Origin of the sequence: Acinetobacter gyllenbergii CIP 110306 = MTCC 11365, assembly GCF_000413855.1 — a bacterium.
Classification (GTDB): Bacteria; Pseudomonadota; Gammaproteobacteria; order Pseudomonadales; family Moraxellaceae; genus Acinetobacter; species Acinetobacter gyllenbergii.
The window spans coordinates 235,457-261,182 of record NZ_ATGG01000011.1; the positions used below are offsets into that span (position 1 = coordinate 235,457).

General features: G+C 37.4%; 27 protein-coding genes. 8 read left to right on the forward strand and 19 right to left on the reverse strand.

Features of this window, described 5'->3' with window-relative positions; translation table 11 throughout:
* Positions 1 to 2: 2 nt before the first annotated feature.
* The 8 genes from F957_RS13820 to F957_RS21485 form a co-directional block, all read right to left on the reverse strand.
* Complete coding sequence (locus tag F957_RS13820; RefSeq protein WP_016540165.1) at positions 3 to 425, reverse strand: hypothetical protein; 423 nt, start codon at positions 423 to 425, stop codon at positions 3 to 5.
* Positions 422 to 1,792: a phosphatase PAP2/dual specificity phosphatase family protein gene (locus F957_RS13815; RefSeq protein WP_016540164.1), complete on the reverse strand. Its 1,371-nt coding sequence runs from the start codon at positions 1,790 to 1,792 to the stop codon at positions 422 to 424. The genes F957_RS13820 and F957_RS13815 overlap by 4 nt, the downstream gene beginning before the upstream one ends.
* Positions 1,793 to 1,805: 13 nt before the next feature.
* Positions 1,806 to 3,554 (reverse strand): bifunctional alpha/beta hydrolase/class I SAM-dependent methyltransferase, encoded by a 1,749-nt coding sequence (locus F957_RS13810; protein WP_016540163.1) that lies wholly within the window; start codon positions 3,552 to 3,554, stop codon positions 1,806 to 1,808.
* A gap of 10 nt (positions 3,555 to 3,564) precedes the next feature.
* A complete protein-coding gene (locus F957_RS13805) occupies positions 3,565 to 4,200 on the reverse strand; it encodes a CDP-alcohol phosphatidyltransferase family protein (RefSeq protein ID WP_016540162.1) in 636 nt (211 codons plus the stop codon).
* A gap of 296 nt (positions 4,201 to 4,496) precedes the next feature.
* Positions 4,497 to 6,155, reverse strand: coding sequence for an ABC transporter ATP-binding protein (locus F957_RS13800; protein ID WP_016540161.1), 1,659 nt, complete (start codon positions 6,153 to 6,155; stop codon positions 4,497 to 4,499).
* Entirely contained in the window at positions 6,156 to 7,838 is a 1,683-nt protein-coding gene (locus tag F957_RS13795; RefSeq protein WP_016540160.1) for a lasso peptide isopeptide bond-forming cyclase, read from the reverse strand.
* Entirely contained in the window at positions 7,835 to 8,494 is a 660-nt protein-coding gene (locus F957_RS13790; protein WP_016540159.1) for a lasso peptide biosynthesis B2 protein, read from the reverse strand. Before F957_RS13790 ends, F957_RS13795 begins: the two co-directional genes overlap by 4 nt.
* Positions 8,495 to 8,559: 65 nt before the next feature.
* Positions 8,560 to 8,712: a lasso peptide acinetodin gene (locus tag F957_RS21485; RefSeq protein ID WP_016660248.1), complete on the reverse strand. Its 153-nt coding sequence runs from the start codon at positions 8,710 to 8,712 to the stop codon at positions 8,560 to 8,562.
* Between the two features lie 732 nt (positions 8,713 to 9,444).
* On the opposite strand from F957_RS21485, the gene F957_RS13785 reads away from it, so the two are divergent.
* The gene (locus F957_RS13785; protein WP_003651786.1) at positions 9,445 to 9,681 is read left to right on the forward strand and encodes a VF530 family protein; all 237 of its coding nucleotides are present in this window, start codon (positions 9,445 to 9,447) and stop codon (positions 9,679 to 9,681) included.
* A 27-nt stretch (positions 9,682 to 9,708) separates the two neighbouring features.
* On the opposite strand, the gene F957_RS13780 is transcribed toward F957_RS13785, so the two are convergent.
* Entirely contained in the window at positions 9,709 to 10,050 is a 342-nt protein-coding gene (locus F957_RS13780; protein ID WP_016660249.1) for a hypothetical protein, read from the reverse strand.
* Between the two features lie 395 nt (positions 10,051 to 10,445).
* On the opposite strand from F957_RS13780, the gene F957_RS13775 reads away from it, so the two are divergent.
* Positions 10,446 to 11,147, forward strand: coding sequence for an SDR family oxidoreductase (locus tag F957_RS13775; protein WP_016540157.1), 702 nt, complete (start codon positions 10,446 to 10,448; stop codon positions 11,145 to 11,147).
* An 87-nt stretch (positions 11,148 to 11,234) separates the two neighbouring features.
* Here the strand turns inward: F957_RS13775 and F957_RS13770 are convergent, their stop codons facing one another.
* Entirely contained in the window at positions 11,235 to 12,119 is an 885-nt protein-coding gene (locus tag F957_RS13770) for a LysR substrate-binding domain-containing protein (protein WP_016540156.1), read from the reverse strand.
* A gap of 206 nt (positions 12,120 to 12,325) precedes the next feature.
* On the opposite strand from F957_RS13770, the gene F957_RS13765 reads away from it, so the two are divergent.
* From F957_RS13765 to F957_RS13740, 6 genes are all read left to right on the forward strand, one after another.
* Positions 12,326 to 12,895 carry a TetR/AcrR family transcriptional regulator gene (locus tag F957_RS13765; protein WP_016540155.1) on the forward strand — a complete coding sequence of 190 codons (570 nt, stop codon included), beginning with the start codon at positions 12,326 to 12,328 and terminating at the stop codon, positions 12,893 to 12,895.
* 146 nt (positions 12,896 to 13,041) lie between these two features.
* Positions 13,042 to 14,061 (forward strand): MBL fold metallo-hydrolase, encoded by a 1,020-nt coding sequence (locus tag F957_RS13760; protein WP_016540154.1) that lies wholly within the window; start codon positions 13,042 to 13,044, stop codon positions 14,059 to 14,061.
* Positions 14,062 to 14,259: 198 nt separating this feature from the next.
* The gene (locus F957_RS13755) at positions 14,260 to 14,808 is read left to right on the forward strand and encodes an RrF2 family transcriptional regulator (RefSeq protein WP_016540153.1); all 549 of its coding nucleotides are present in this window, start codon (positions 14,260 to 14,262) and stop codon (positions 14,806 to 14,808) included.
* A gap of 159 nt (positions 14,809 to 14,967) precedes the next feature.
* Positions 14,968 to 16,173, forward strand: a complete 1,206-nt coding sequence (locus F957_RS13750) for an NAD(P)/FAD-dependent oxidoreductase (RefSeq protein ID WP_016540152.1) — start codon at positions 14,968 to 14,970, stop codon at positions 16,171 to 16,173.
* A gap of 136 nt (positions 16,174 to 16,309) precedes the next feature.
* Complete coding sequence (locus tag F957_RS13745) at positions 16,310 to 17,008, forward strand: DUF1826 domain-containing protein (protein WP_016540151.1); 699 nt, start codon at positions 16,310 to 16,312, stop codon at positions 17,006 to 17,008.
* A gap of 77 nt (positions 17,009 to 17,085) precedes the next feature.
* The gene (locus tag F957_RS13740) at positions 17,086 to 18,006 is read left to right on the forward strand and encodes a LysR family transcriptional regulator (RefSeq protein WP_016540150.1); all 921 of its coding nucleotides are present in this window, start codon (positions 17,086 to 17,088) and stop codon (positions 18,004 to 18,006) included.
* Between the two features lie 58 nt (positions 18,007 to 18,064).
* Here F957_RS13740 and madM read toward each other — a convergent pair whose 3' ends face one another.
* The 9 genes from madM to mdcA are packed head-to-tail and all read right to left on the reverse strand — an operon-like array spanning position 18,065 to position 25,379.
* Positions 18,065 to 18,826: a malonate transporter subunit MadM gene (gene madM, locus F957_RS13735; RefSeq protein WP_016540149.1), complete on the reverse strand. Its 762-nt coding sequence runs from the start codon at positions 18,824 to 18,826 to the stop codon at positions 18,065 to 18,067.
* A gap of 25 nt (positions 18,827 to 18,851) precedes the next feature.
* On the reverse strand, positions 18,852 to 19,253 hold the full coding sequence (gene madL, locus F957_RS13730; protein WP_016540148.1) for a malonate transporter subunit MadL: 402 nt from the start codon (positions 19,251 to 19,253) through the stop codon (positions 18,852 to 18,854).
* A 49-nt stretch (positions 19,254 to 19,302) separates the two neighbouring features.
* Entirely contained in the window at positions 19,303 to 20,232 is a 930-nt protein-coding gene (mdcH, locus tag F957_RS13725; protein ID WP_016660250.1) for a malonate decarboxylase subunit epsilon, read from the reverse strand.
* Positions 20,229 to 20,846: a malonate decarboxylase holo-ACP synthase gene (locus F957_RS13720; RefSeq protein WP_016660251.1), complete on the reverse strand. Its 618-nt coding sequence runs from the start codon at positions 20,844 to 20,846 to the stop codon at positions 20,229 to 20,231. The genes mdcH and F957_RS13720 overlap by 4 nt, the downstream gene beginning before the upstream one ends.
* The gene (gene mdcE / locus F957_RS13715) at positions 20,843 to 21,664 is read right to left on the reverse strand and encodes a biotin-independent malonate decarboxylase subunit gamma (protein ID WP_016540145.1); all 822 of its coding nucleotides are present in this window, start codon (positions 21,662 to 21,664) and stop codon (positions 20,843 to 20,845) included. The genes F957_RS13720 and mdcE overlap by 4 nt, the downstream gene beginning before the upstream one ends.
* A 2-nt stretch (positions 21,665 to 21,666) precedes the next feature.
* The gene (locus F957_RS13710; RefSeq protein ID WP_016540144.1) at positions 21,667 to 22,518 is read right to left on the reverse strand and encodes a biotin-independent malonate decarboxylase subunit beta; all 852 of its coding nucleotides are present in this window, start codon (positions 22,516 to 22,518) and stop codon (positions 21,667 to 21,669) included.
* Positions 22,511 to 22,813, reverse strand: coding sequence for a malonate decarboxylase subunit delta (locus F957_RS13705; RefSeq protein WP_016540143.1), 303 nt, complete (start codon positions 22,811 to 22,813; stop codon positions 22,511 to 22,513). The genes F957_RS13710 and F957_RS13705 overlap by 8 nt, the downstream gene beginning before the upstream one ends.
* An 11-nt stretch (positions 22,814 to 22,824) precedes the next feature.
* The gene (locus F957_RS13700) at positions 22,825 to 23,700 is read right to left on the reverse strand and encodes a triphosphoribosyl-dephospho-CoA synthase (protein WP_016540142.1); all 876 of its coding nucleotides are present in this window, start codon (positions 23,698 to 23,700) and stop codon (positions 22,825 to 22,827) included.
* Positions 23,700 to 25,379 carry a malonate decarboxylase subunit alpha gene (gene mdcA, locus F957_RS13695; RefSeq protein ID WP_016540141.1) on the reverse strand — a complete coding sequence of 560 codons (1,680 nt, stop codon included), beginning with the start codon at positions 25,377 to 25,379 and terminating at the stop codon, positions 23,700 to 23,702. Before mdcA ends, F957_RS13700 begins: the two co-directional genes overlap by 1 nt.
* Positions 25,380 to 25,726: the final 347 nt, after the last annotated feature.

Here is a 25,726-nt window from a genome sequence, read left to right on the forward strand (position 1 = left end):
TTTCATCTATGCGCTAATTTATAAAACAGTATGATGAATACAGCATATTGTACCAACACGATAGCAATTTGTATTTTGAGTAATTTCAAACATCCCTTGAAGCGTTCAGACCATTCACGGCCAGTTTTATTCGCAGGGATCAATTTCAAATTTAACAGTGATTGATCGAGTTGTTGGGTAAGACGGTCTATATCCTCTGGTTGGTCCACCATATACTGTAACAGACCACGATCAAACTCAATTCGAATAAATAAATAATGATGAATCGCCAATAGTCCACTTACGAGTAAAAGTGGAATCAAGATTGGTATGCTTGAAAATAAAAATAGGCTTACAACTGACAAAACAAAGACCAAATAGCCGGACTTTAAAATACTCTGACTCTGTTTTAACAGGCGTGTTACTACAACAAAATTCATTTTCATTGTGGTATCTCCTGAGTAAGCAGCACTTGAAATTTTTTAATTTCAGCAATATGCGTCTCACTCAAAACAATCCAAGGGCGAGATTGTTGGATTAAGGCAATGGCGTCTTCAACGCTAGTCGCGTGATTGTGCTGTAATAACCATGCAATCAATATGCTACAGCTACGCGAGTAACCAAGCGCACAGAAAATCAGTATTTTTTGCTGTTTATGGCTGTCTATAACAGGTTGAATAAAATCATCGAATGCTGCTGCGGCGGACAACAATTGCTGACTTTGGACAGGGATTAAATCAAGTGTGCTAAATTTTTCATAGTGTTGCACCTGTTGATTTAACGCTAACTCAGCACAGCAATCAAATAAGGCATTGTATTGTTTACTATGTTCAGCAGATGGAATACGCCCCAGATAGAGATCCACGCCGTTTAAGTTCAGAATCAGGGAGTCTTCAGGGTGTCGATAAGTCCATAATCGACTATTTAGCCTTGCCACTAGAAAATAAGGAGCAAACAGCAAGTACGCAGCAACCGTCATTCGGCCATTTTGTTGTTTTTGAAAAAAGTGTGGTCGAACCGTGAAATAAGCCAATGCAACTAGCAATAGACTGATGGCTGGATATAACATCCATAACCAAGGACCTTTAAATAAAAATACAGGTATCAGACACAGTAAGGCGCCTATCAGATAAAAACAGCCTAATTTTAAATGTTTGTATGTACGTTGTTGTAATGGATCTTTTTGATAAGGTGCTTTCACTGTAAGTGGAAATAGCCATAAACATAGCGCACCTGCCAGTAAACCCAATGGAATATCAATAAAATGGTGCTGCCATGTGGTTAAAACAGAGAGTCCGATCAGGAATGACCAAACATGAACCAACCAACGGTAGCTTGGCTTGATGTGTCGACGATAAAAATCCCACAAAATAACCAAAAGCACGATATGTAAGGAGGGTGCTTGGTTAAAGGGTTTATCAAAACCCATGAGCACATCAAACCAGAGTCCAAAGAACCCATCTAACTCGGCTCGTTGAAAACTAAACTTGAGCGGATAGATGATAAAGCAGCTGATGGAAATAAGTTGGGCAAAAAATAGCCTAAGTGAATGTTGTTTTAATTCAAATTTATTCCAACATAATAGCAAAGATAAACCATAGAAAAGATCAATCGACCAATAAGGTACAATAGTCCATGCCCAAAGTGGAATGTGATGTTCCCAAGCGAAAACGATACTTGGAACATGAGCTAAACTGGATGCATACTGATTTGCAAAACCATAGGTTAAAAAGAAAAAAGGGGCTAAAAAGACTAAACAGAGTAGCCCCCATTTCCATGTACCTGGTTGACGATCTAAGATATTATTTTGCATAAAAGGTCTTTATTTAAATTTTTTGAGCAACAGAAACCGTAAAAATTCCAAATTCATCAATGCATTGATCCACTTTTTTAAAGCCAGCTTGTTCAACCAGTGCATCCATTTCGGCTTGTGAGCGTAAGCGCATCACCCAGGCATCACCTTGACGGTGTGAAGTTAAAGCACGTGCAATAAACTCTTGTTGTGGGTGCCAAATTTGTCCTGTGTAAATCAGAAAACCACCTTGCAACATGGCTTGATGAATACCTGAAAGTGATTGTCTTAATAAGTCATTATCACTAAACAGCTCATAAAGCCCAGACACAATGACCAAATTTGGCTTTGGTTTCACTTTGGCCAATGACGCCGTGTCAAAGGCATCACCGAGTTCAAATTGGGCGATATTGTCCAGTTTTCGTTCTTGGATTAATGCAGAACCAGACTCAACATTTAATTCACTATAATCTCTCAGTAACACTGATTTTGGTGGAGTTGGCAATTGGCTCACAGCATCTAAAATATAACGACCATGACCCGCTGCAATATCTAGGATGCGAATGTCTTTACGTTGCTTATTTAGAACTTGTGCATATTTCGCCAATAACTGCTCGATATGCTGTTTACGCACGCGGATACCACGCCAACCAATTGCATTTAAATACTGTTGATCAATGATATTGCCGAGAATGTTTTTGCTTTCACCTTGATTTCGATAAACAAAATCTAAAGTACTGCCAGAGTCATAACCGGTATCTTCACCAATTTTAAGACCACGGGAGAATTTGCTGCCGAGTTTTAAATTACGTTTGGTTAAATTCCAGAACAGATTCTTGATTGAAGAAGCGGGAAATGGACTACTCAATTGTTCAGCAGTTGCACAGCTTGAACCAATTTTATCGGCATTGAGTACATCTGGCGCTAGATAATCTTCAGCAAAGCTTTGCAAGATAAAACGGCGAATTTTTTCGATTGCAATATGACGATCTTTTTCACCTAAAGTATCGTGATAAAAACCATCTAAAACATGAAATTCTTTACGCGGATGAGGAAGTTTTTCATAAAATTGTTGTTGTGGCTTACGGAATACCACAAAGTCTGATCCAGAGCATAAAACTTGTGTGGGAACAAAGATATTTTGTGCATCATTGACGATACGTTCTGACGCTGCATATAAGCCCAACAGCATTCGTACCGAAATGGCTTTGGCAATTTGTGGGTCGGTATCATAGGTTTTTGCACGCTCAACATCATGCGTCAGCATATTGGCTTTTACATAACTGGTAATAAAGAAATTACCTTTGAGCTTGCTTAGAACCGTTAAACCAGCTTTTGCAAATGGTACATACAGTTTAATATCAAATGCGGGCGAAGCTAGACATAAGGCTCTGATTTTTGGTGCATAATCATGGACCCAAGTTGCTGCTAAAACAGCGCCAACGCTTTGACCAATAACTGCAATATTGGTTGATGAAATATTATACGTGGATTCAATATGTTGCACAAAATATTGAATATCTTTCACACACGCAGAGAAACTTGGCGCATCACCACGTAAACCTGGTGATTCACCATGTCCACGCGCATCCCATGCAAAAAAATCAAATTCTGGTAGATTAAGCTCATTGACTAAATGTGACATGCGTCCGGAGTGTTCGTGTCCACGATGGAATAAAATAATTGCCTTTTTTGTGTCTTTTTCTGTAGCTGCTGGCCAATGTTGATAGGCTAACTGAGTATCATCATGGCTGGTAAATACATGTTTTTGCGAACTTTGCATCTGATTTTCCTTAAAGTTGAATACTATTTTTAATACGGTTATAAATTGTCAAAATCAATAGTGCTGCAATAAAAATAAGCAGTCCATTACAGATGTAAACGATTGAATTAATGTAGTTATTTTCAATTAAATACGGGCTAAAACTGACAAATACAGCAATTAAACTAAACCAAAATGCACGATCACTTTTGCCCATAGGACCATCATAACGACGCTCCTGACCAATTAATGGTGCCATAACTCCAGCATATTCACTCAGAATCGCTAGAAAGACAACTAAGCCCAACAGAAATGGGTTGATGAAAGCTAAGCCTAAAAAACACAGATAAAGCGCAGAATCGGAGATGACATCACAAATTTCATTTAAATAGGCGCCAAGTTTTGATTGTTGATTAAACTCACGTGCGAGCATGCCATCAATTGCATTAAAACCCATACGAACTAACATCCATACAGGAAATAGTAAAAACAGGATTATAGGTTGTTGGTAAAGATGTAGGCAGTAAAGTACGACAGCTAATCCAACAGAGATAAACATGGCTAAGAGCGTAACTTGATTCGCCGTGATCTTTTTTGAGTAAAGCCATTGTACAAATGGGCGAAGTAAATTTTGAAATGCTGGTTTTAATTGATAAATCGAAGGCATTGTTATTGGAATAAACACATTTATATAGTGAAAGTATTGTGTTTAATATTTAAGTGCATGTCAACATACATCAGGATTTGAAAGAAAGTGGACATTATAAAAGTCATTACATATCAAATTATTAATATAATTTTATTTCGTATAATGTATATTATGTTAAATAGATTGCACCTGATAATAAGTTAATCTCTTTCACTCTCTGACCTCTATTCAATAACTTAAGTGATTTCTATTTTACCCAAAGAAATAGAATACTACATGAAGCAAAGAGTTAATACTTAATAGAGAATAAGCCATTAACCTAATTTAATTATATGATCATCCTCCCTAATAATACTCAGCCTATGAGTGATCGCTAATATAGTTATATCTTTGCAGTAAGTTCTTAAGTTTTCAATAATTTCTTTTTCAGTATTGAAATCTAAACTAGAACTAGCCTCATCTAACAAAAGAAATTTTGGTTCTCCATATAAAGCTCTAGCTAATGCAATTCTTTGACGTTCACCACCAGATAAACTTAACCCTCTTTCTCCCAGCTTAGTTTCAATACCATCTGGCATATTAAAGATAAGGTGCTCAATTGATGCAAGTTTTATAACTCTATAAAAAATCCCATCATTATAATCTCGCCCTAAAACAATGTTAGACTTCAAAGTATCGTTTAATAATAAAATATCTTGTGGAACAACAGAAACACTACTATAAAGATTGAACTCATCAACCTCTACAATATCTATACCACCAACAAGAACTTTCCCAGAAAATAGTTCAATATTCTTTAATAAAATTTTTAAAATTGTTGATTTACCAATTCCACTTGGACCAACTATAAAGTTTAATTTATTACTTTCCGTCTTAAAACTTAGATTATTTATACCTCTACCATTATCATATTTATAAGATACATTTTTAAATTCTATAACATTATTAGTAAAATCCACCTCTTTTTTTAACTCAAAAAAGAGTCTATCATTTTTATCATTACTCCACATTACTGCAAATGGTTTTAGTTCAGAGAAGGATCTGATTAAACTCTCTATAGACAAACCCACCATCTCAAAAGGTTTATTAAGTTGTAGTAACAAAGCATTAAACAAAACAATATTACCTATAGTAATCAACCCCAGTTCAAACTTAGGTAAGATAATTAGAAAAAATATAATAAATTGAATGGTTAAAGCTACGCCATACACCAAAGAGTAACTTATTCTTTTGATGCAATACTTCCTCCAATTGTCTAGCACTTCACCTGCGCCAAACTTAAACTTATTATACATCCAATTAGAAGAATTGAAATATTTTAAATTTTCTATATTTAGAATGGCATTCCCTGCCAAATTAGCATTTAATTGACCTTGCTCTACTGCATTACTTAAATATTTTCTAATCCAAATATTAGAAAAAAAAGTGAATCCAATAAAAAAGATTCCGTATAAAAAAACCACTAAAACCATAATTGGATCAATATTCTTCCCAATTAAATATAAAGAAAAAAACAACTGTAAAATACAAGGAAAAAATATCATAACAAATAATTGTGTTATTGTATTTACTGCATCTGAACCTTTAATTTGAGTAGATTGAATTTCAGCAGCATTATGATTTATAAAAAAGTTAGAGTTTTTATAAACAATTTTTTTAAAAAAACTAATAGAGGCAAAAAATTTAACCTTTTCTGCAATTATCGCTGCAAGATAGTTTATGGAATTTTGAAAAAACAAAGAAAGGCCTAATAAAATTGCATAAGCAACAAAAATATATAAAGAGCTAACCTTTAAAGTGTCAACTGAGAGACCATCAATAATATTTGAAAATAAGTATGGTATATATACAACAATAGATGAGGATACAATCATAACTAAAAAAATTATTAAAAATTCCTTTTTCGAATTTTTTAATAATTTATTAAAAATATACATTAACATAGTTGAAATAAACTTTGAATTAATAGACATTTATTTCACCCTCCAAACAAATTGTCTGTAATAAATCTCTAATTGAAGTATATTCATCACAATTCCACAATTGTTAGTAATGCCTACCATTGTGTTTTGAGAAATTTCCTCATCCAACCACTTTTTATTAATTTTCAATGTATCCACTACATATCCATTCAATAGATAATCATAGATTAATTCCCTATTGTTATTCAGAAACATAAACAATGCTCCTGATGATGATCTCTTAGTCTTTCTCCAAGCCACTTCAGACTGAGATTTTCTATAAAATTGCTCCCTAATGATTAACCTATCATGATCCTCATTAAACATATCACATACTGAGTTATTAATGATATTAAAAACTATATTTTGTAAGTAAAGAGGATGTAAAATTTTATAACCATCATTTCTTGTTGGCTTAACACTATATAGCCCTGTTAAAACACCATGTATATAATCATATTTTGCCGATTTATTAGAAACACTATCCAATAACAGATGCTTACTCTCAGAGAGCGTAACATTGTTATCAAAAAAATTGTTGTAAACACTGGTATCAGAAAAAAGATTTCCAATAAAATTTTTTATATTTTTATGTAGTATATTAAAGTATCTAGCTTTTTTTAATAAGCTATATTGTTTCGTTTTATTTAAAAAAGAACGTAAACCTTTTTCTTTTAATGCATCAAAGCCAATATTTTCAGGCGGATTTTGCATAAAAATAAAATCCCCACCTTGTCCTGTTAGTGTAAGGCCTAAAGGCAATGCCTCACTTTTCATCAAATCATTATAAATCTCGGATGTCTCACAAAGACCAGAAGATAGAATATGTATATCAGAAATATTATATGTTAGAGTTGAGGGCTGAAATGTTTCTCTTCCTGATAAAAAATAAGGATGTTTAAAAACTAATAATTCTACATCAAACTCTTTAGCAACACTTTGAGCTATCTCTAACTCAGATGAATGTTCTTCTGGGGGTAATAGGTGTATAGCTTTAGGTCTAAAGTTAGCCATAAGAGCAGAGTAAAGTACTACACTAGAATCCAATCCACCAGAGAAACTTACATACAATGGAGAGTCTTTATCTAAATTAAATAAATTAATATTTTTTGATATTTCCTCAATATAATTAACTTTAGAAATTTCTCTAAAGCTAACTAGGCTCCTGCTTATATTATTAGAAGATTTGAATAGACAAGATTCCCCTTGTGGAACAATTTTTACATTTTTAAATGGAGTCTCCAAACCAAAGTTTCTTTTATTAAGGATGAAACTATATGCATAGCTAGTATCTATTTCAAAATTACCTGTACTTAGAAGAGCTGATAAATTAGATGTTACATAAAATTCATCATTCTCAACCATATAGTAAATATCTATATTCTTATATAAACTTTGGATTACATTAAGTGTATTTTTATAAATAATAAGAATAGTATATTTACCGACCAAATCACTAATTTCTTTTAGCAACAGTTCTACACTACCTACTTCAAATAGAATAGATTTTAGTGACTTAGCACTAGTATAACTAAAAGCTTCTCCATTAAATATGACACAAAAATTATCATGCTCACACACATCGAAACTGGTATCATGTTCAAAATAAAAATTATCAAAAACCTTTGATTTATATGAATTATTTTTATTTAAACTCAACTCATCCTTTTCTACTAATCGCCTTAAAAAAATCATGAAAACTCCATTATTATAGCTAAATTTTCATTAACCATCTGAACATCGCTGAGAACTTTCTTATCGACTTCCACCCATGCATGAGAAAAAAATGGTTTCGTTCTTACACCAATTTTTAAAACTGCATTTATTCCATAACTTTTTAAGATCTTAAACAAAATAAACGAGTACGCTAAGCATTTATTATTAGACATATCCAGAACAAAGAGCTTATTTAAAGAAGAAACTACTGAGTAAATTATATCTTCATAATTTCCACTAAAATCTTCAATACTTCCCCTATTTTTTAAATTACTTATGGTATTAAAGTCTAGCTTTTGAATTTTAAAATTTATTTTAAATATTTCAATAATAATTTTAAGATAAATTTTAAAATTTAATTTTTCACAAAAAATATTATGTGTAATCCATCTCTGTTCAAAGTAACCTTTTAATTTTTTTGCAATAAGCTGGTCATAAATATTTTCACTCTCATTCAACCAATCATAATTTAAAATATCTGACAGATCATGATGATCTACTCCTTTTAAAAAGTTATTTATTAGATCAGCGTTAATATTATTAATTAAATAATAAGCATCTTTTTCAATATCCAGTATTATTAAGTCATCTTCACAAATTGTTGCTTTAATATTATTTCTAAATTTATAAGGCATATCAATATCCTTTCTAAAAATTGGAATGCCAAGTCTGGCATTCCAATATAAACCACTTCAAACATTTAGCCGTAGTAGTTTCCTTCTGTTACCCAAGTCTCAAAAATTGGACCTTTTCCTCCTAGCGTCATTTTTGAAGCACTTCCTTTAACAGAAATAACTTTCAATTGTTTATGATATTTCTGCTCTTTTTTGAACATTTTATTAAGATTTTTCATATTATTACTTCCTCTTTTGATAATGTTAAAAACATGAAATATTGATTACTCCATGTGATTTCCATTCTGATTAAAAAAATGATTTTTTCAAGTAAACTTAAATAAAAAAATGTAACTTTAGTTTAAAATAATTAAAGAATACAATAAAAAAATAATTACTTTCATATAGTTAAATTAATTATGAATTTTGTATTGCAACGATTGGTATAAAAACCTTATCTATTATTACGTGATACGGAATTAGATCTACCTAAAACCCAAGTTTTAACTTAAATTTTAGTAAGTTGGGGACTTTTCAAATTATAAATATTTGTGCAATATAGCCTGTCTTACGCCAAAAGGCCAAATAGAAATCATAACCTAAGTATTTTAATTAGTGGTGGACTGTCACCACTCTCCTAGACAAATTTAGTCTATTCTTAAAATCTTTTTAGTAGGAAAATATATATTCATAGCTAAGTTTATGAACTAGATTTTAGGTGAACATAAGTTATCTAAAAAACACCTAAATAATACTTCATAAACTTTACTATGTTTGCCCTAAAGACAATTCATTTGGAAAAGAAAGTCTTTGATCTAGATTCGTCTTGTCCATGTTTTTGCCCTATGCTTTACACAATATAGGAAGATAAGCTGTAATTTTCTATGTTAATTACGCTTAAATTACAAACCTCTCATTTTTCAACTCGCTCAGGTTATAATGATGGCCTCCCAATATATGGTTGATCTATTATGAACGCCTCCAATGACCCTCTACACGGCAAAAAACTTGCTGACATTTTGGATGAATTATTGGATTACTACGGTGGCTTTGAAGGCTTAAGTCGTAAAATTGAGATTAGATGTTTTTGCATAGATCCAAGTGTTAAGTCATCGTTGCGATTCTTACGTACTACACCATGGGCACGTGAAAAAGTGGAAAGCTTATATTTGTATGTCTTACGCCAAAAAGCCAAACAGAAATCGTAGCGATCAGAACTCTGTATGGCTATGACTTCAATGTGCTTTCATGTTTGTTTCAGTTAAATAAGCTTTTTTCGATGTCTTATTCCATAAACACAGTTCTTGCCCTGTTTTGTTTTTCATATGTGCTTGCGGATATTTTCCTTCAATCAAGACTGCTGAATATCCAACACGATCATCAAACAGCATGACATTGCTCACTGTCTTGGCATTTTTAAGTTGGCTCGCTTTTATGCAAGCCGCTTTTATTTCCTGATCATGCTTGTTCCATGCCTGTTCAGAACTTGCAAAAGTTACGCTGCTCATCACAGTAGAACTTGCTACAAAACCTAAAATAGCTATATATTTTAATAATATAGAGTATCTAAATGCCATGATCATTGTCCTGAAAATTCGAGTGTCTAAACCTATACTGGAACAATCTGATGAGAGAATCTAGCAATTTACACATGTTGTAACAGCACATATTCAGGATTACACACATTTCTAAAAAGTTGTTCATTATTGATTTTTTAAGAGGCTACTTGACTTGTGTATTAGTCGAACCTACGCAAATCCGCGTGGCTTGTTTAAGTGGAATGCAACCCTATCAATTTAGCGTGAATAATAATTAAAACCTTTCCATATCTTTGGATTACGAATCAAGCCTGTAGATTTTCTACTGGCTTTAACGAAAATTTATCGTTTGCTCAGCACACGGTTGAACTTTAATATGATTTTAAAATGAGCTAACTCTTTCATATTTCGAATGACATTAAGAGGTAAAAATCATGGCTGAGAAAGTCGCTATTGTTACGGCCGCTGGAAGTGGTATGGGTGCTGCAGTTGCAAAAAAACTAGCAGCAGATGGATATAAAGTTGCAATTCTATCATCATCCGGTAAAGGTGAAATTCTTGCGGATCAACTGAATGGCTTGGGCATTACTGGATCAAATCAATCAATAGATGATATTCAACGCCTTATTGATGAAACGCTTGCTCGTTGGGGACGTATAGATGTTTTAGTCAACAGTGCTGGACATGGCCCTCGCAAAGGAATTTTAGAATTAACAGATCAAGATTGGCATGATGGCATAGATACTTATTTTCTCAATGCTGTACGCCCTATTCGTTTAGTGATTCCGATCATGCAACAACAAAAACACGGCGTGATTGTAAATATTTCCAGTGCATGGACATTTGAGCCTAGTTCACTATTTCCAACGTCTGCGGTTGCCCGTTCAGGATTGGCAGCTTTTACCAAGATTTGTGCAGACACATATGCTGTTGATAATATTCGTATTAATAATCTCTTACCTGGGTGGATTGATAGCCTACCCAAAACAGATGAAAGAACCAATAGTGTTCCAATGAAACGATATGGTTCAACAGAAGAGATTGCAGCTACAGTGGCTTTCCTTGTGTCGGATGGTGCGGCTTATATCACTGGACAGAATATACGAGTAGATGGTGGTCTAACTCGCTCTGTATAACGACATTTAATAAAAACTTGAAGGGATAAATGATCTATACATGATTCCTTCAAGATTTGAACTCACTGAATCATCACCAATAAGTATCTATTTGTATGTTTGCTCCGTGCCTAAATATTCAATACACCACTGCCAAATTTTATCGACTGTACTATTGGGATGTGAGCTTTTTTTTCTAACCAGATAATAACTTGGTTCAACAATTTTTGTTTCCGAAGTGACTTGGACGAGCTTTCCTGACCGAATATCTGCATCTACAAATGCTTGGCATGCTAAAGCAACCCCTTGCCCAGACAAAGCTGCATCTAGTGCCAGCGTGGTTTGATTAAATACTGCCCCAGATAACTTTGCATTCGTGTTCAAAAAATTTGGCCAATGATCATGAGCATCGTGTAGCAGTGGCATATTGATCAACTGTTCAAGTTGCAAAGGCAGCGTTAAATCCTGAATAAAATCAGGACTTGCTACAGCAATAAGTTCCTGATGAAACAATAACTGTGTTTCTAGATTTTCTGGAAATGATTTTTGAGTGAGCCTGATAGCGATATCAACCTGATCACGATCAAAGTCTGAAACAACCTCAGTTGCAAGCGTGCATAAATTGATCTCAGGCAGTACTGCATGTAAATCACCTAATCGAGGGATCAACATTTTGGTTGCAATCGTTGGTGTTACACTAATGGTTACTCGATCTGGCTGATCGAATAATGATTCTGTTGATTCAGCAAGAATATCAAAGGCACGCGTTATATCGACCAGATACTTTGTTCCCTCAGGAGTCAAACATAGTCCCCGAGGAAGTCGTTGGAATAGCGTAACATTTAGATGATCTTCTAATGCTCTCACCTGTTGAGCAATCGCACCCTGAGTCACTCCCAACTCATCGGCAGCAGCGCGAAAACTTAACTTTCGGCCAGCTGTTTCAAATGCACGTAAGGCATTTAAAGATGGCAGTTTTCTACGTGATACCATAAACACTTAAGCAAGTAGTTTTTCTACACTCTAATTTTTTTGTGAATTGTATACAAGCTATTTAAGGGGTTAAATTTGCTATGTAGACCTATTTAAGCGATGTTATGGCTTATGATCTTGAAAAGCCCTGCTCTATAAAAAATATATCTTGCGCGTTCTCTATTTTTATGTATGATTGAGTAATCACTCAATTAACATGTTTGTATATGGCCCGTCCCCGTAGTGAAGATAAACGTAATGCAATTTTAAATGCTGCGATTGAAACATTGGCAGAACTTGGAGAGCGTGCGTCTACCTCAAAAATTGCCAAAGTCGCTGGTGTAGCTGAAGGTACTTTGTTTACTTATTTCAGTAATAAAGAGGAACTACTTAACCAGTTATACCTTTCGCTAAAGGCCGAACTGCGTCAGGTCATCATGCTGAATTATCCGAACAACTCAGATCTGCAAACTCAACTGTTTTATATCTGGCAAAGCTATTTGGACTGGAGTTTAGATGCCCCACTGAAACGTAAAGTGATGGCACAACTATCAACTTCTGAACAAATTACCGAACAGAGCAAGCAAATCGGTATGCAAACTTTTTGTGATTTTACTAAGACCATTCAAGAACATATCGATGAGGGAAAATTAAGAGATTACCCACCCCTGTTTATCGGTTCAATTTTGGGTGCACTAGCTGAAGTTACACTTAATTTTATTGCCCAAGATGCCTCTCAGGCTGATCTTTATCGGAAGTCAGGTTTTGAAGCATTTTGGCATGCAGTTTCCATGTAGATAAAGACCAAAGTAAGGATGCGCAGCATTCTTATTTTTTTAAATCAATTAATGAGTGATTAAATACTCATTTAAATAAATCTAAATAAGCACTTAACTCGAGTTCTTATTGACAGATATAGGTTGTTCCACTCAAGGAAAATAAAATGACGATTTCAAACACAACAGACCTGCCTTCTCCCTTCATGTCATCACAGCAGCATAATGGTAAATTTAGAAATACACGACCGAATCTGCAGACACACTCTTTTGGAAAAACACTCGGCTTAATGTGGAAATTTTTGTTTAACAAACCCAAAAATACGGTGCCAAACCGAGAAATTCCTGTGTTAAGTTTATCTAAAGAGCAACTTATGAATGCCCCTGACCGCTCTCTATTTCGTCTTGGGCATTCGACCATTTTATTAAAATTGCGTAATGAATTTTGGTTAACCGATCCTGTTTTCTCTGAGCGTGCCTCGCCTTTTCAGTGGATTGGCCCAAAGCGTTTTCATCAACCACCAATTAGCATTGCTGACTTACCGCCGATTAAGGGTGTGATCTTGTCACATAATCACTATGACCATCTCGACTACCATGCAGTAATCCAACTCAAAGACAAGGTTGAACACTTCTTAACACCGCTTGGTGTCGGTGACACACTAATTAAATGGGGCGTGCCAGCAGAAAAGGTACAGCAACTTGACTGGTGGGACACTACTCATGTGGATGGTCTTGAGCTGATTGCCACCCCTGCCCATCATTTTTCAGGCCGTGGTATGGGTGATAGCAATGCAACACTTTGGGCATCGTGGGTGATTATTGATAATGATCTACGGGTGTTTTTTAGTGGTGATACGGGTTATTTCGATGGATTTAAAGAGATTGGACATCGTTACGGCCCATTCGATCTTACCATGCTAGAAACTGGTGCCTATGATCCAGAATGGCCAGATGTTCACATGCAACCTGAGCAAACTTTACAAGCACATCTCGATTTAAAAGGACGTCATTTGTTACCTGTCCATAATGGGACTTTTGACTTGGCACTGCACGCTTGGGATGATCCGTTTGAACGGATCGTGGCTTTGGCTCATCAAAATAACTTAGCGATTAGTACGCCTCAAATGGGTGAAGTATTGAACTTAAACGAGCCAAATGTCGAAAACCATTGGTGGCGTTCGTAATTTTATTCGATAATTTTTAAATTATTGACGGCCCTCAATCCTCATTTAAAGGTATTTAGATTCAGTGATATAGCGCTATTTTTTTGAACTTGAATGATCCATTAATAAAACTAGGACTAACATTGTCTTAGTTTCATTCTTGACTACAAACACAGACTACATTAGTCTGTGTTTGTAGTTGATCAATTATGAAATTAAATGGCTTATATCACTAGTAGCGTCGAGTATGCGATTCACTGTCTTCTTTTTCTTGTAAATAATGAAGATAAACCATTGAGTAGTAAGGATCTGGCTGAATTGCAAGGCGTTTCGCCAAGCTTTATGGCCAAGATTTTTCCTAAACTTGAAAAGGCAAAGCTTGTTTTGGCACAAGAAGGTATTCGTGGTGGGTATTTACTGGCTCGCCCTGCTGATGAAATCAGTTTTCTTGATATTGTGAATGCAATTGAAGGTGAAAAACCACTTTTCGAATGCCAAGAAGTTCGTGGCAAATGCGCGGTCTTTAATAGTGCTCCCCCTGATTGGGCAACACATGGAGTATGTGCCGTACATGCAGTTATGCTACAGGCCGAGAAAGCGATGCGAGATGCATTAGGCGCACATACACTGGGTGATATTGCTGACCGTTTTGGTCGTTATGCCCCTGATGTATTTTTTAGTGATGTAAATGGCTGGATCAATGAACGCATCGAAGGAAGAACAGCAAAAATGCGGAAAAGTAAAATATCAAGGGATATTCCCGACTAAAGCGTGATAGGACTTAGCGTCCTAACGTAATTACTTCCCTAACCTTTTTAACCCCCTTCTCAGATTTTTCGAACAGTCAGAGAAAGGATTCACTCATCCTGAATTTTATGATGAGTTGGAATTTGTATGTTCGAATGAATCGACCAAAAGGATCATTAAATGAGTAAGCGTATTATTATTGCCGGTTCTGGCTTTGCTGGTCTATGGGCTGCACTTGCCGCACAACGCGCAATTCATTTGGCTGCACAACAACAAAATATTGAAGTTCTGATGATTTCTCCGAGTCCGAATGTTGATATTCGTCCCCGTCTCTATGAAGCTGTACTTGAAAATATGTACCCTGACATTTTAGAGATATTAAATGTTGTTGACGTTAAATATGTCGCTGGTTGGGTCAATGAAGTGAATGCTGTGGCCCAAAATCTTGTGATGACAACAATCGACGGCGATACACAGCGCTTAAGTTATGACCGTTTCATTTTGGCAACAGGAAGTACTGGCTATATGCCGCCTATACCTGGTCTTAAAGACTATGGATTTAGTGTCAGCACATTAGAAGATGCGAAGAAACTGGATCAACATCTTAAAAGCTTAGCTAATAAACCTGTCAGTGCGGCACGTAACACCGTCGTCGTTGCTGGTGGTGGACTTACAGGTCTTGAAACAGTGACGGAAATGCCTGAACGTCTGCGTAGTATTTTAACTGAAACTGATATTCGTGTAGTCTTGGTTGATTCATCAGCAGAAATTGGTTCAGCAATTGGTGACGAAGCAGCAGCTGTGATTCGTGAAGCGCTCACCGAACTCGGTGTAGAAGCTAAAGCTGGGTTACGGGTTACTGCACTCGATGCCACTGGCGTCACCCTTTCTAACGGTGAAAGAATTGAGACCGAAACCGTCATTTGGACGGCGGGTATGCGAGCCAATTCACTTACTGCTCAAATTGCAGGTGAGAAAGATAATTTGGGGCGTATTCTAGGTGATGCTTATTTACATGCGCCTGAAGCAAAACATATTTTTGTGACGGGTGATACGGTAAAAGTTCCGACTGATAATTTAGGCAATTTCAACGTGATGTCTTGCCAACACGCGATGAGCTTAGGTCGAGTCGCAGGTTATAATGCAGCTGCAGAACTGGTAGATTTACCATTACATCCATATAGTCAGCCCAAGTATGTAACTTGTGTTGATTTAGGTCCATGGGGTGCACTTTATACTGAAGGTTGGGATCGACAGGTTCAATTTGTGCGTGAAGAAGCGAAAAAAATTAAGCAAGAAATTAATACGGTATGGATTTATCCACCAGTCGCAGACCGTGAAGCAATTTTTGCAATAGCAAACCCAGATTTTGTTATTGTTCCTTAACAAGGGTCTATTTGAAAACCTCAGAAGTAGAGCGCTACTTTTGAGGTTTCTTTTTTGGCGCATGACTAAATAGAAATACAATATTTTTTATAGGCATAAGTGTATAATTCGCAATAGTGCATGATTTAGTCTTAATATGAAGAATATACAGTCTGATAACACCCAAATTAGCATGGTTTCGACCTTTTCTGAACTTGTGAATTCTAATTTTCAAGGTGCTATGAATGCTCTTTGCTGGCATCGAGATTTGTTAGGTGATTTTCAAGAGATTGTGGCTAAACTTGAGTTAAAAGAAAATATTACAGAAGTATCTGTTGAAGATCTGTTGGCCTTGCAACTTTCAGAACAAGGCAGCCAGGCAAGAGAGATGATCTTAAGTGATATAAAGCGCTTAACTGATTTAGGTGCTTCCCCTTCACTTAATCTACTTAAATGCTACGAACGCGATGAAGCGCTTGATTTCATTTCAACCGATGTATATTCATATCATGTAGATCGTTCACCCGTCGAAACAGATACTTTTCTATGTACCTATCATGGTCCAGCAAGCGATATCCTGCCACATGATCAAGTTGAACAGAAAATTTTGGTTCCAGAAATTAGAGCAAAACTCAAAGAATTACATGGTGGCCCAGAAGCTGAATTTGAAACGTTTCTAGCAGAGTATTTTTTTGATTTACATTACCAACCTCAACCAGATGCAAAACCAGTGAATTTAGGCATAGGCCATCTCTGGCGTTTAGCGGTAGATCATCCAACACAACAGGCCTTCCCTTGTGTTCATCGAGCACCGATTGAAAAAGATGGCGAGTATCGATTGCTATTGATTTGTTAAATATTTATTTAATACTTTATTTAAATAAATAAAACTATCTATATAATTGTTTTCATTATTTTAAATTCAGTTAAATTATGAAAATAGAAGAAGAACTAACACTAAAAAAAATCCAGATTTTTCTGGCTTTTATGCGTCATGGAAATTTATCTAAAACTGCGGATGAGATGCAAATCAGTAATGTTAGTGTACATAAAGCATTGCATTCTTTAGAAAGTGCCCTGCGTTGCCCTTTATTTAAAAATGAAGGGCGGAATTTGATTCCACTTAAAAGTGCTTATGTATTACAAGAGCACTCACAAAAGCTTATTCAAGATGTGATTGTTACAGTAAATAAAACCCGTGAAGCCGCAGGTTTTGCTGCAAAGATATTACATTTAGGCTCACTCTATTCATTAACCGTAAACACTATTCCAAATGTAATCAGTAGATTGAAGCTTCGTCGAGGTGAGTTAGATATTCAGCTTCTTCTGAGTTCCAACTTAGATTTAGTAAAGAAACTGAAGTCTACTGAGTTGGATGCCATTATCGTTGCGCTTAATGACACAACCTATGACTCAGACTTTGAAACACTTCCTATGTTTCAAGACAATATATATCTAGCCGTTAATACAAACTCACCACTTGCACTGATGGAACAGATTGACCTGAGTACTTTAAAGGATGAAAAGTTTTTAACGCTTTCTAAAGGATTTGCGACCCGTAATGATTCAGATATTTTGTTTGAAAAAGCAGGAATTGATCCGAAAGTATTTCTGCAAGTGAGTGATATTTTTACTTTAGTGAGTATGGTCAGCACAGGTGTAGGACTGGCGTTATTACCAGGGCGTATTTCGACAATTTACGAAAGTTCAGTGAAATTGATTCCCTTAAAAGAACCTTTTCAGATCAAGCAAGAAATTGGTTTAGTGTTTCTGAAAAGTAAAGAACCTGATCCAAACTTACTGGCGTTGATTGCTGAATGCCGAATGTTTTCCAAACGTTTCTTAACAAAGTAACGGTATTTTCGGGCAATTCATAAAATTTTCATCCTTGCCCGACTCTAATCCTTTTAAATTAACTAAAAATTGCATTCACAGTCAGAAAGAATACTGAAGGTCCCAATAAACAACCAAGACCTGTATAAAATGTTGCAACTAAAGCACCATAAGGAACTAAACGTACATCTGTACCTGCAAGTCCTGCTGCAGTTCCACTTGTTGTGCCAGCGAGACCACCAAAAACCATTGCTGATCGGGGACTTTTAAGATACATAAATTTAGCCAATAATGGTGTAGCCACCATAAAAAAGACAGATTTGATTAAGCCAATCGCGATTGACAAGGCAATAACCTCAGAACTCGCACCAATCGCAGAACCTGTTATTGGGCCAACGATATAGGTCATGGCACCAGCACCAATGGTCGTCATAGATATAGGATCTTTGTAACCCAAACACCAAGCAATCACGACACCGATTACAAACGGCACAACACAGCCAAGCATTAAGGCAATGAATCCTATTTTACCTGCCTTTTTAACTTCTTTTACATCAACCTCAAAAGCAGTTGAAGCAATTGCAAGGTCTCTAATCATTGCTCCACCTAATAATGCAAAACCAGAGAAAATGGCAATATCTGATATTCCTTTCGTACCTTGCGTATAAACTCCTGCAAAATAAGCAATCACTAAACCCAAAGTAATCGCAATTGCCGAACTCTGTAACTTACCCTTAGTGAGATATTTAGAAAGTAAATGAGAAAAGAACATCATTAAACCAGTCACGGCGAGTGCTGTTACCAATGCGTTCTTAGTTAGAACCGAAATCAAAGCATCCATTTTTTATATTCCTAAGTAATTATATTTAAGCAATTTTTTCAGTTGTTTCTATTGACCATTCGTATGTTTCATAATCTCCACTCAGGCGGTTCAGGTAGCGGATCACCAAAACTGTACCAATAAGGGACGCGACAGATACTGCAAGCCCTAACATTCCCCCTGAAAGCGCAGCAACCACATTTTGACCTGCTGACATGGCGACCACGATTGGAATATACATACCAGACCAATACAAAACACCAAATTGGGTAATTTGAGGTAAATAGCCTTTTTTTGTGAGCACTTCTTTCGATAGGATCAGTAAAATCATCGAGATCGCAACGCCACCTACATTGGCTTGTACACCTAATAAACTTCCAAGTGTATTACCCAAGTAATCGCCTAATAAGTGGCAAATTGCTAAAATAGCGGTTCCATAAATAATCATTTTCAATTTCCTCTATCCATTGAGTAACTTCATTTATTTCTGATTCTGTTTATGCAAAATTACATTGTTTTTGCATTTCAATAATCAAATTTTCTAATCTGGTATTTTGAAAGGATAAAAGCGTTCCTTCTTTAAATACTTTACGTGCCAAACCTGTCAGTGTGGTACCTGGCAAAGCTTCTATCTGTAATCGAACACCTCGCTCCCATGCCGCCTGAACGGTGCTTTCCCAATCGATGGTTCGGCTCATATTAAAAACAAGATCATCAATAATTTGTTCAGGTGTGTTGAGCAAACGTGCTGACGTTCCACTTAAATATCTAATACTAGGTTGATTTAACTGAATATCCTCCGCCAAACTAGCCAATTGTCTGGCTTGTTTTTCCAATAAACAGCAGTGTGATGGCACACTGACCTCTAATCTTTTGGTGATTGCCCCAGAATGTGTTGCAAGCGTTTGAACCTGCTGCATTGCAAGATCTGAACCTGAGATCACGGTTTGGTTTGGTGCATTAAAATTGGCAACAAAAATATCTGAACAATGTTCATGAATTTTTGAAACCCACTGTTCAACTTTAGATGAGTCCGAGCCAAGGATTGCCATCATACCAAAGCCTTTTGGATAGGCTTGTTGCATCAACTCAGCACGCTTTGCCACCAAAGTCAGACCATCTTCAAAAGTAATGACATCAGCGGTTGTAGCGGCTGCCCATGCACCAATCGATAAACCCGCAACATAATCTGGTTTTAGACCTTGTTCTTTCAGCAATACAGAACAAATCACGCCAGTCATATACAAACAGAGCTGAACAGAATAGGTTGATTGCAAAGCTTCCTTTTGGTCAAGCAATAGAACATCTTGGTGCAGTAGATCCGATGCCTGTTCTAAATATTCCCTCACCAGCGAATGTTGGGGTAAATCATGCAACATATTCACTTTTTGAGCGCCTTGTCCTGGATAGACCCAGATTGAACTCATATGCATTCCTCTGCACTCCAAGGATTCTTAACCAAAGCAGCGCTATCACTACTCTTGAGTAAAACGCTGCCTGTCGACCTTGCCCATTCTCGTAAAGCCACACCGCCTAACGGTGTTTGTAATTGCACATCAATTTGTATGCCTAAATGTTCTAGCGCAATTAACATGCTGTGTGCATCAGCTTTTGAGAGCATTTGCACGGTCCGAATCAATACGTCAACATCACTGTTTTCCGTCACAGTTTTCAAGCCTGTTGCCAGCTCATAGCCTACGCTACCGGTATACCCCCATGGCAATGAAAAACTTTGCATGGTTTGGTGAATAGCTTGCAGTTTGTGTTGTAAATGTGGGAATAAAGCCAAATCCTTATCAATTAAATTTTCTGGGCTTACTTTTTTAACAATCGCCTCAACAGGCATTTCAGTGGCAAAGCGCAAATTCCGTTGTTCACCTCGAATACCCACTGCAACTATATGCATTTTAGTAACTGCCCGTCTGACCACAACTGGCTTATGCTCAGAAAGCACTTGAATAACCCAATCTGGCACGTTATCAGCTAACATGTGTGGTCGCATTCCCCACAATAAATCATGTGCCTGCAGAGGATGATTCATGACCATTGCTCACGTAACCGCTCACGGACATATTTTGAGGCTTTGCGATTTTCACCTTCTAAGCGATGCTTTAAATCCACCGAACCCTGTCGTTGAATATCCTGAATTGCCTCGAGTAAAGCAGCCTGAACGGATATCACATCAGATGGTGTTGGCTGTTCAGCATGTTCAACCTCTAAAATTTGAGATAGCAATCCTAAGCTATTGTAGTTTTCAATGTCATACGCCATTGGTGGAATTTGAGCCGCCAAAGCTTCTAACTCTTCCACTGTTCTTAACGTGACACGTGCAGCAGATTCTTTACCCATCGCATGCACCATAACGCCCTGATCTTTAAGTGCTAAAATACGATTCGCTTGATAGCCATGTGCCAAGAATGCACCAGACATGGATTTACCCACCAACAGGCTAACGATGGGATGACCCGCCAAACGGGCAGTTGCATAAGCATCTACGGCACCAGCAAGTGCCTGATGAATTCCCAGCACTTCTTCTCGACGTCCATAAGCTTGACTCGGTACATCGACAATACACAAAATTGCGCGTTTCTTTGTTTTTGCTTGATCAGCTTGAATGACTTCATCAATTGCGTGTGCCAGCGCCCAGCCTTCTAATAAACCCACTTCACCCTGTCGTGCACGTGGATAAGCATTATACTCATCGGCAACAATGGCAAAAACACAAATGGCCTGACCAGCCAATTGACCATCGGCAATTAGTAATGAGTCAATTTTAGTTTCGATTAAATCAAATTGTTGAGTTAAGGCATTAAACCAGTTTCGCCCTCGTGAGGAAGCTTGAACAACAACTGTATTCATCTTTAAGCCCCTTTTCCTTGATATAAAACTTGAACTTCAGCAGGTAAAATCTGTGTTGTCGTATCAACCTCTTGCAGCTTGGATAAGTAAAAAGCTGCATTACTGCTACGATGAATTGGAGGTTTAGCTTGTGAAATACATTGCATGATTTGCTGTTGAATCAGCTGACGATCATCTTCAACATAAAAATCAACCAGACCACTGGCAAACCGTTGTACGCCACCAGTGATACTCCAGATAAAAGGACGATCTTTGGCATCGTATTCTTGGACACCAGCTTCTTGTTCAATCACTTGAGGGCCATTTAAGCCCAAACGACCTTCTTGCGTCATGATCAAATAACTACACAGCCCAGCTGCTATGGACATCCCTCCAAAACACCCCACACTCCCCGCAATGACACCGATGACAGGTTGATATTGTCTGAGCTCGACAATGGCAGATTGGATTTCAGCAATCGCGGCTAAGCCCAAGTTCGCTTCTTGCAAACGGACACCACCTGTTTCCAGCAGTAAAATGGCTGTAGTTGGGATGCCTTTCAGATTGTCTTCAATGGCCAGTTCTAATGCACCTGCAATCTTGGCACCGCCCACTTCACCAAGACTCCCCCCTTGGAAGATCCCTTCGATTGAAATCACAACAGCTGGATGTTGCTGAATATTCCCTTTTATCACCACAACGCCATCATCTGCTTGAGGAACAATGTTTTGTTTGGATAACCAAGGTGACATGATTCTTGCAAACGGATCTAATAATTCACGGAAACTGCCTGTATCAAGCAAAGATTTCGCCCGATCTCGTGCCCCAAGTTCAATAAAGCTTTGCTTATCTAATAAATGATGAAAATTAGTCACTGTTCACCTCCTCTAAAGCTTGTTCAAGTCTTAAACGGACGACTCCTGGTGTTGCACCAAAATCGTGAATATCGATCTTGACAGCAGGAGGATGATCAACCGAAAAAATACGTTCAAACAGATTTTTCCATCGTTGTTGGCTACCATCGACTGAAGTGACCACCTTGATGATAGCGATTTGACCTGAATGATTAGGTTGCATTAAAATTTCCAGATCACCTGATCCTACACATCCAACTACAGCTGATTTATTGGGAATCTCTCCCGCTGCAAACTCAAAACTAAGTATTTCCATTGCACTATTTCCTAAAATCTTTTCCAGTGATATTTTTCTATGCCATCAAGGAATAACAGTGTTGCGAGTAAATCTGCTGCGCCGCCTGCAGAAGCTCGAATGGCCAATAAGTCCTGTTCGAGTTGTGACAGGCGTTGTTGACCTTGAAGCGTCGAACTACCGCCAAGTGCCAAAACCTGTTGTGCACCAACCTGCATTTGATGTAATCCATCTAAACCTGCTCGATGAATCACGCATGTATCCGTTAGTTGCCCCATCATGGCCAGTAAGGCATCAAGTCGAGCCGAAGACTCTGCGGCACCCTGAATCCGACTATGATGCAATTGGGTTAATCCATATTGTCTAATAACTGGAAAACCTTGTTGAGCTTGCTGTTTTGCGCCATTTACACCAAATTTTTGTCGGACACGTTGTCCATGTGTCAATTGTTGTTTTGGGATAAAGCGGTCTTCGATTCGAGCTAACTCACTGGCTGTTTTACATAACACATCAACTGTGCATGTGTTTTGGTTGAATAGCGTTAATGCCGCTGATGTCACCATTAAACCCATCGACCAAATCGCACCACGATGTGTATTTATGCCTTGCGTAACTTGCAGCATCCGATGCTCACCATAGCGACCTAATTGGCCTATATCTTCTCTCAGTGCAGTACAGACATCCCCATGCAGTTCAGCGGCTTCAGCCATCGCTTTAAACATTGGAAATAAGCACTGGGCCGAAAGTTCCATTAACTCAAGGTTTAAATCATCGTGTGCACCACTTCCGCGTTGATCAACCAAAGCCGGTTTAGGGGTTAAATTAACCTCATCAATTAATGCTTGTACGGCCATATCAGCGAGAAATTCTGCTGTGTTAAAACCAGTCTGTTTTAGAAGCGCATTCATTACCAACTCCTAAATTTTGCAGGTGGTTGATACAGTCCGTCAGACCATGTCACTAGATTGGCAATATTTTTCGCAGCCAATAATTCACGTGTTGCATCGGTACGGCGAATGCCAAGATCTTCCGGAAAAACAACCAACCCTTCTTGGCGTAATTGCTCTGTTTTTTTCGGATCATGATTTAGGCCAATATCGGTAACACCCGCGACAGCAGCAATCATTGCCTGACGTTCTTCCAAGCTCCGTGCTTTATAAAGATAGGCAATCCCTTCCTCCGTAAGCAAATGGGTCACATCATCCCCATAGATCATAATGGGGGCTAAAGGCATCCCTGCTTTTTTCGCGACATCAACAGCATCAAGTCTGTCTACGAATGTTGGTTTTCCCCCTTCCTGAAACGTCTCGACCATCTGTACAACTAATTTTTTCCCACGAGCTAGATAGGTGTCAGTCTCATCCTGACTTTCGATCCGCATATCCATCCAAGCCGCTGTTGGATGTCTACGACCACGTGGATCATGTCCCATATTCGGGGCTCCACCAAATCCCGCTAAACGGCCTTTGGTTACAGTTGAAGAATGGCCGCTGCCATCGACCTGTAAGGTTGCACCAATGAATAAATCGACAGCATATTGACCAGCAAGCTGACACATCATGCGATTCGAACGTAAGGAACCATCACGACCTGTAAAAAAAATATCTGGACGTGCAGCAATATACTTTTCCATCCCCAATTCAGTGCCAAAACAATGCACACTTTCAACCCAACCCGTTTCAATCGCAGGAATTAATGTTGGATGTGGATTTAAAGTCCAATTCCGACAAATTTTTCCTTTTAAACCCAGCGATTCGCCATAGGTTGGTAAAATTAATTCAATTGCCGCCGTATTAAAACCAATCCCATGATTGAGCGACTGCACTTGGTGGCGTTCATAAATTCCACGTATCGCCATCATGGCCATTAAAATGTGAACAGGTTTGATGTGCTTGGGATCACGCGTAAACAATGGTTCGATATAAAAAGGCTTATCTGCGACTACGACAAAATCTACCCAAGATGCAGGAATATCAACCCGAGGTAGATCTTGTACATCATCAACAAGCTCATTCACCTGAACAATCACAATGCCATCACTGAAAGCAGCAGGTTCAATTAATGCAGGTGAATCCTCTGTACTTGGACCTGTATAAATATTGCCGTGACGGTCTGCCATGAATCCTGCAGAGAGGACAACATTTGGGATTAGGTCAACCAATAACCGTGAGTACAGTTCAATATAGGTATGAATTGCACCAATCTCGAGTAATCCATCCTCAAGTAGTTGGCTAATGCGTAGGCTTTGTGTACCTGCAAAGGAAAAATCGAGTTTACGTGCAATCCCTTTTTCAAATAAATCCAAATGCTCAGGACGACCAACACTTGGCATAATCATATGTAAATGATGCAGGGTCTTGGGATTTACTTGTGCAAGCGCACGCGATAAAAAGTCAGCTTGTTTTTGGTTGTTTCCTTCCAATACAACTTTATCGCCTGAGCAAATCAAGGTTTCCAAAACTTGAATAATATTCTGTCGAGGAATGACCACACCATCAGCATATTTACGCGCCCGCTCTAATTTCAATTGTTTCGCATGTCGACGTTTTGTCCATAGATTTGCTTTGTTCTGAACACAATCTTCCATGTGCTTTTCCTTGGTAACGATGACTTGACTTACCTTATAAAAAGCTTTTTCTAGATTTGGATCAATCAACTGAAATGTTATATTGTTAACTTAAAGTTAATGTTTTGTTGTTATGCTCCTTTCTATTTATATTTGGAAAATTTAATTTCAGTTTAGATGAAAAGCGGTATAAAATTGATTTATCTATTTGAAATTATTGCTTTTATTAAAATTAAAAATTCACAGATGAGCTACGACTTAGTTTGGCTGTTGATGCCAATGAAATCAAGAACGTTCTACTCTGTAGTATGTTAGGGATTACCTTAAGTTTGATTGGCATCCCAGAATACCCATGGGGAAATCCAAAT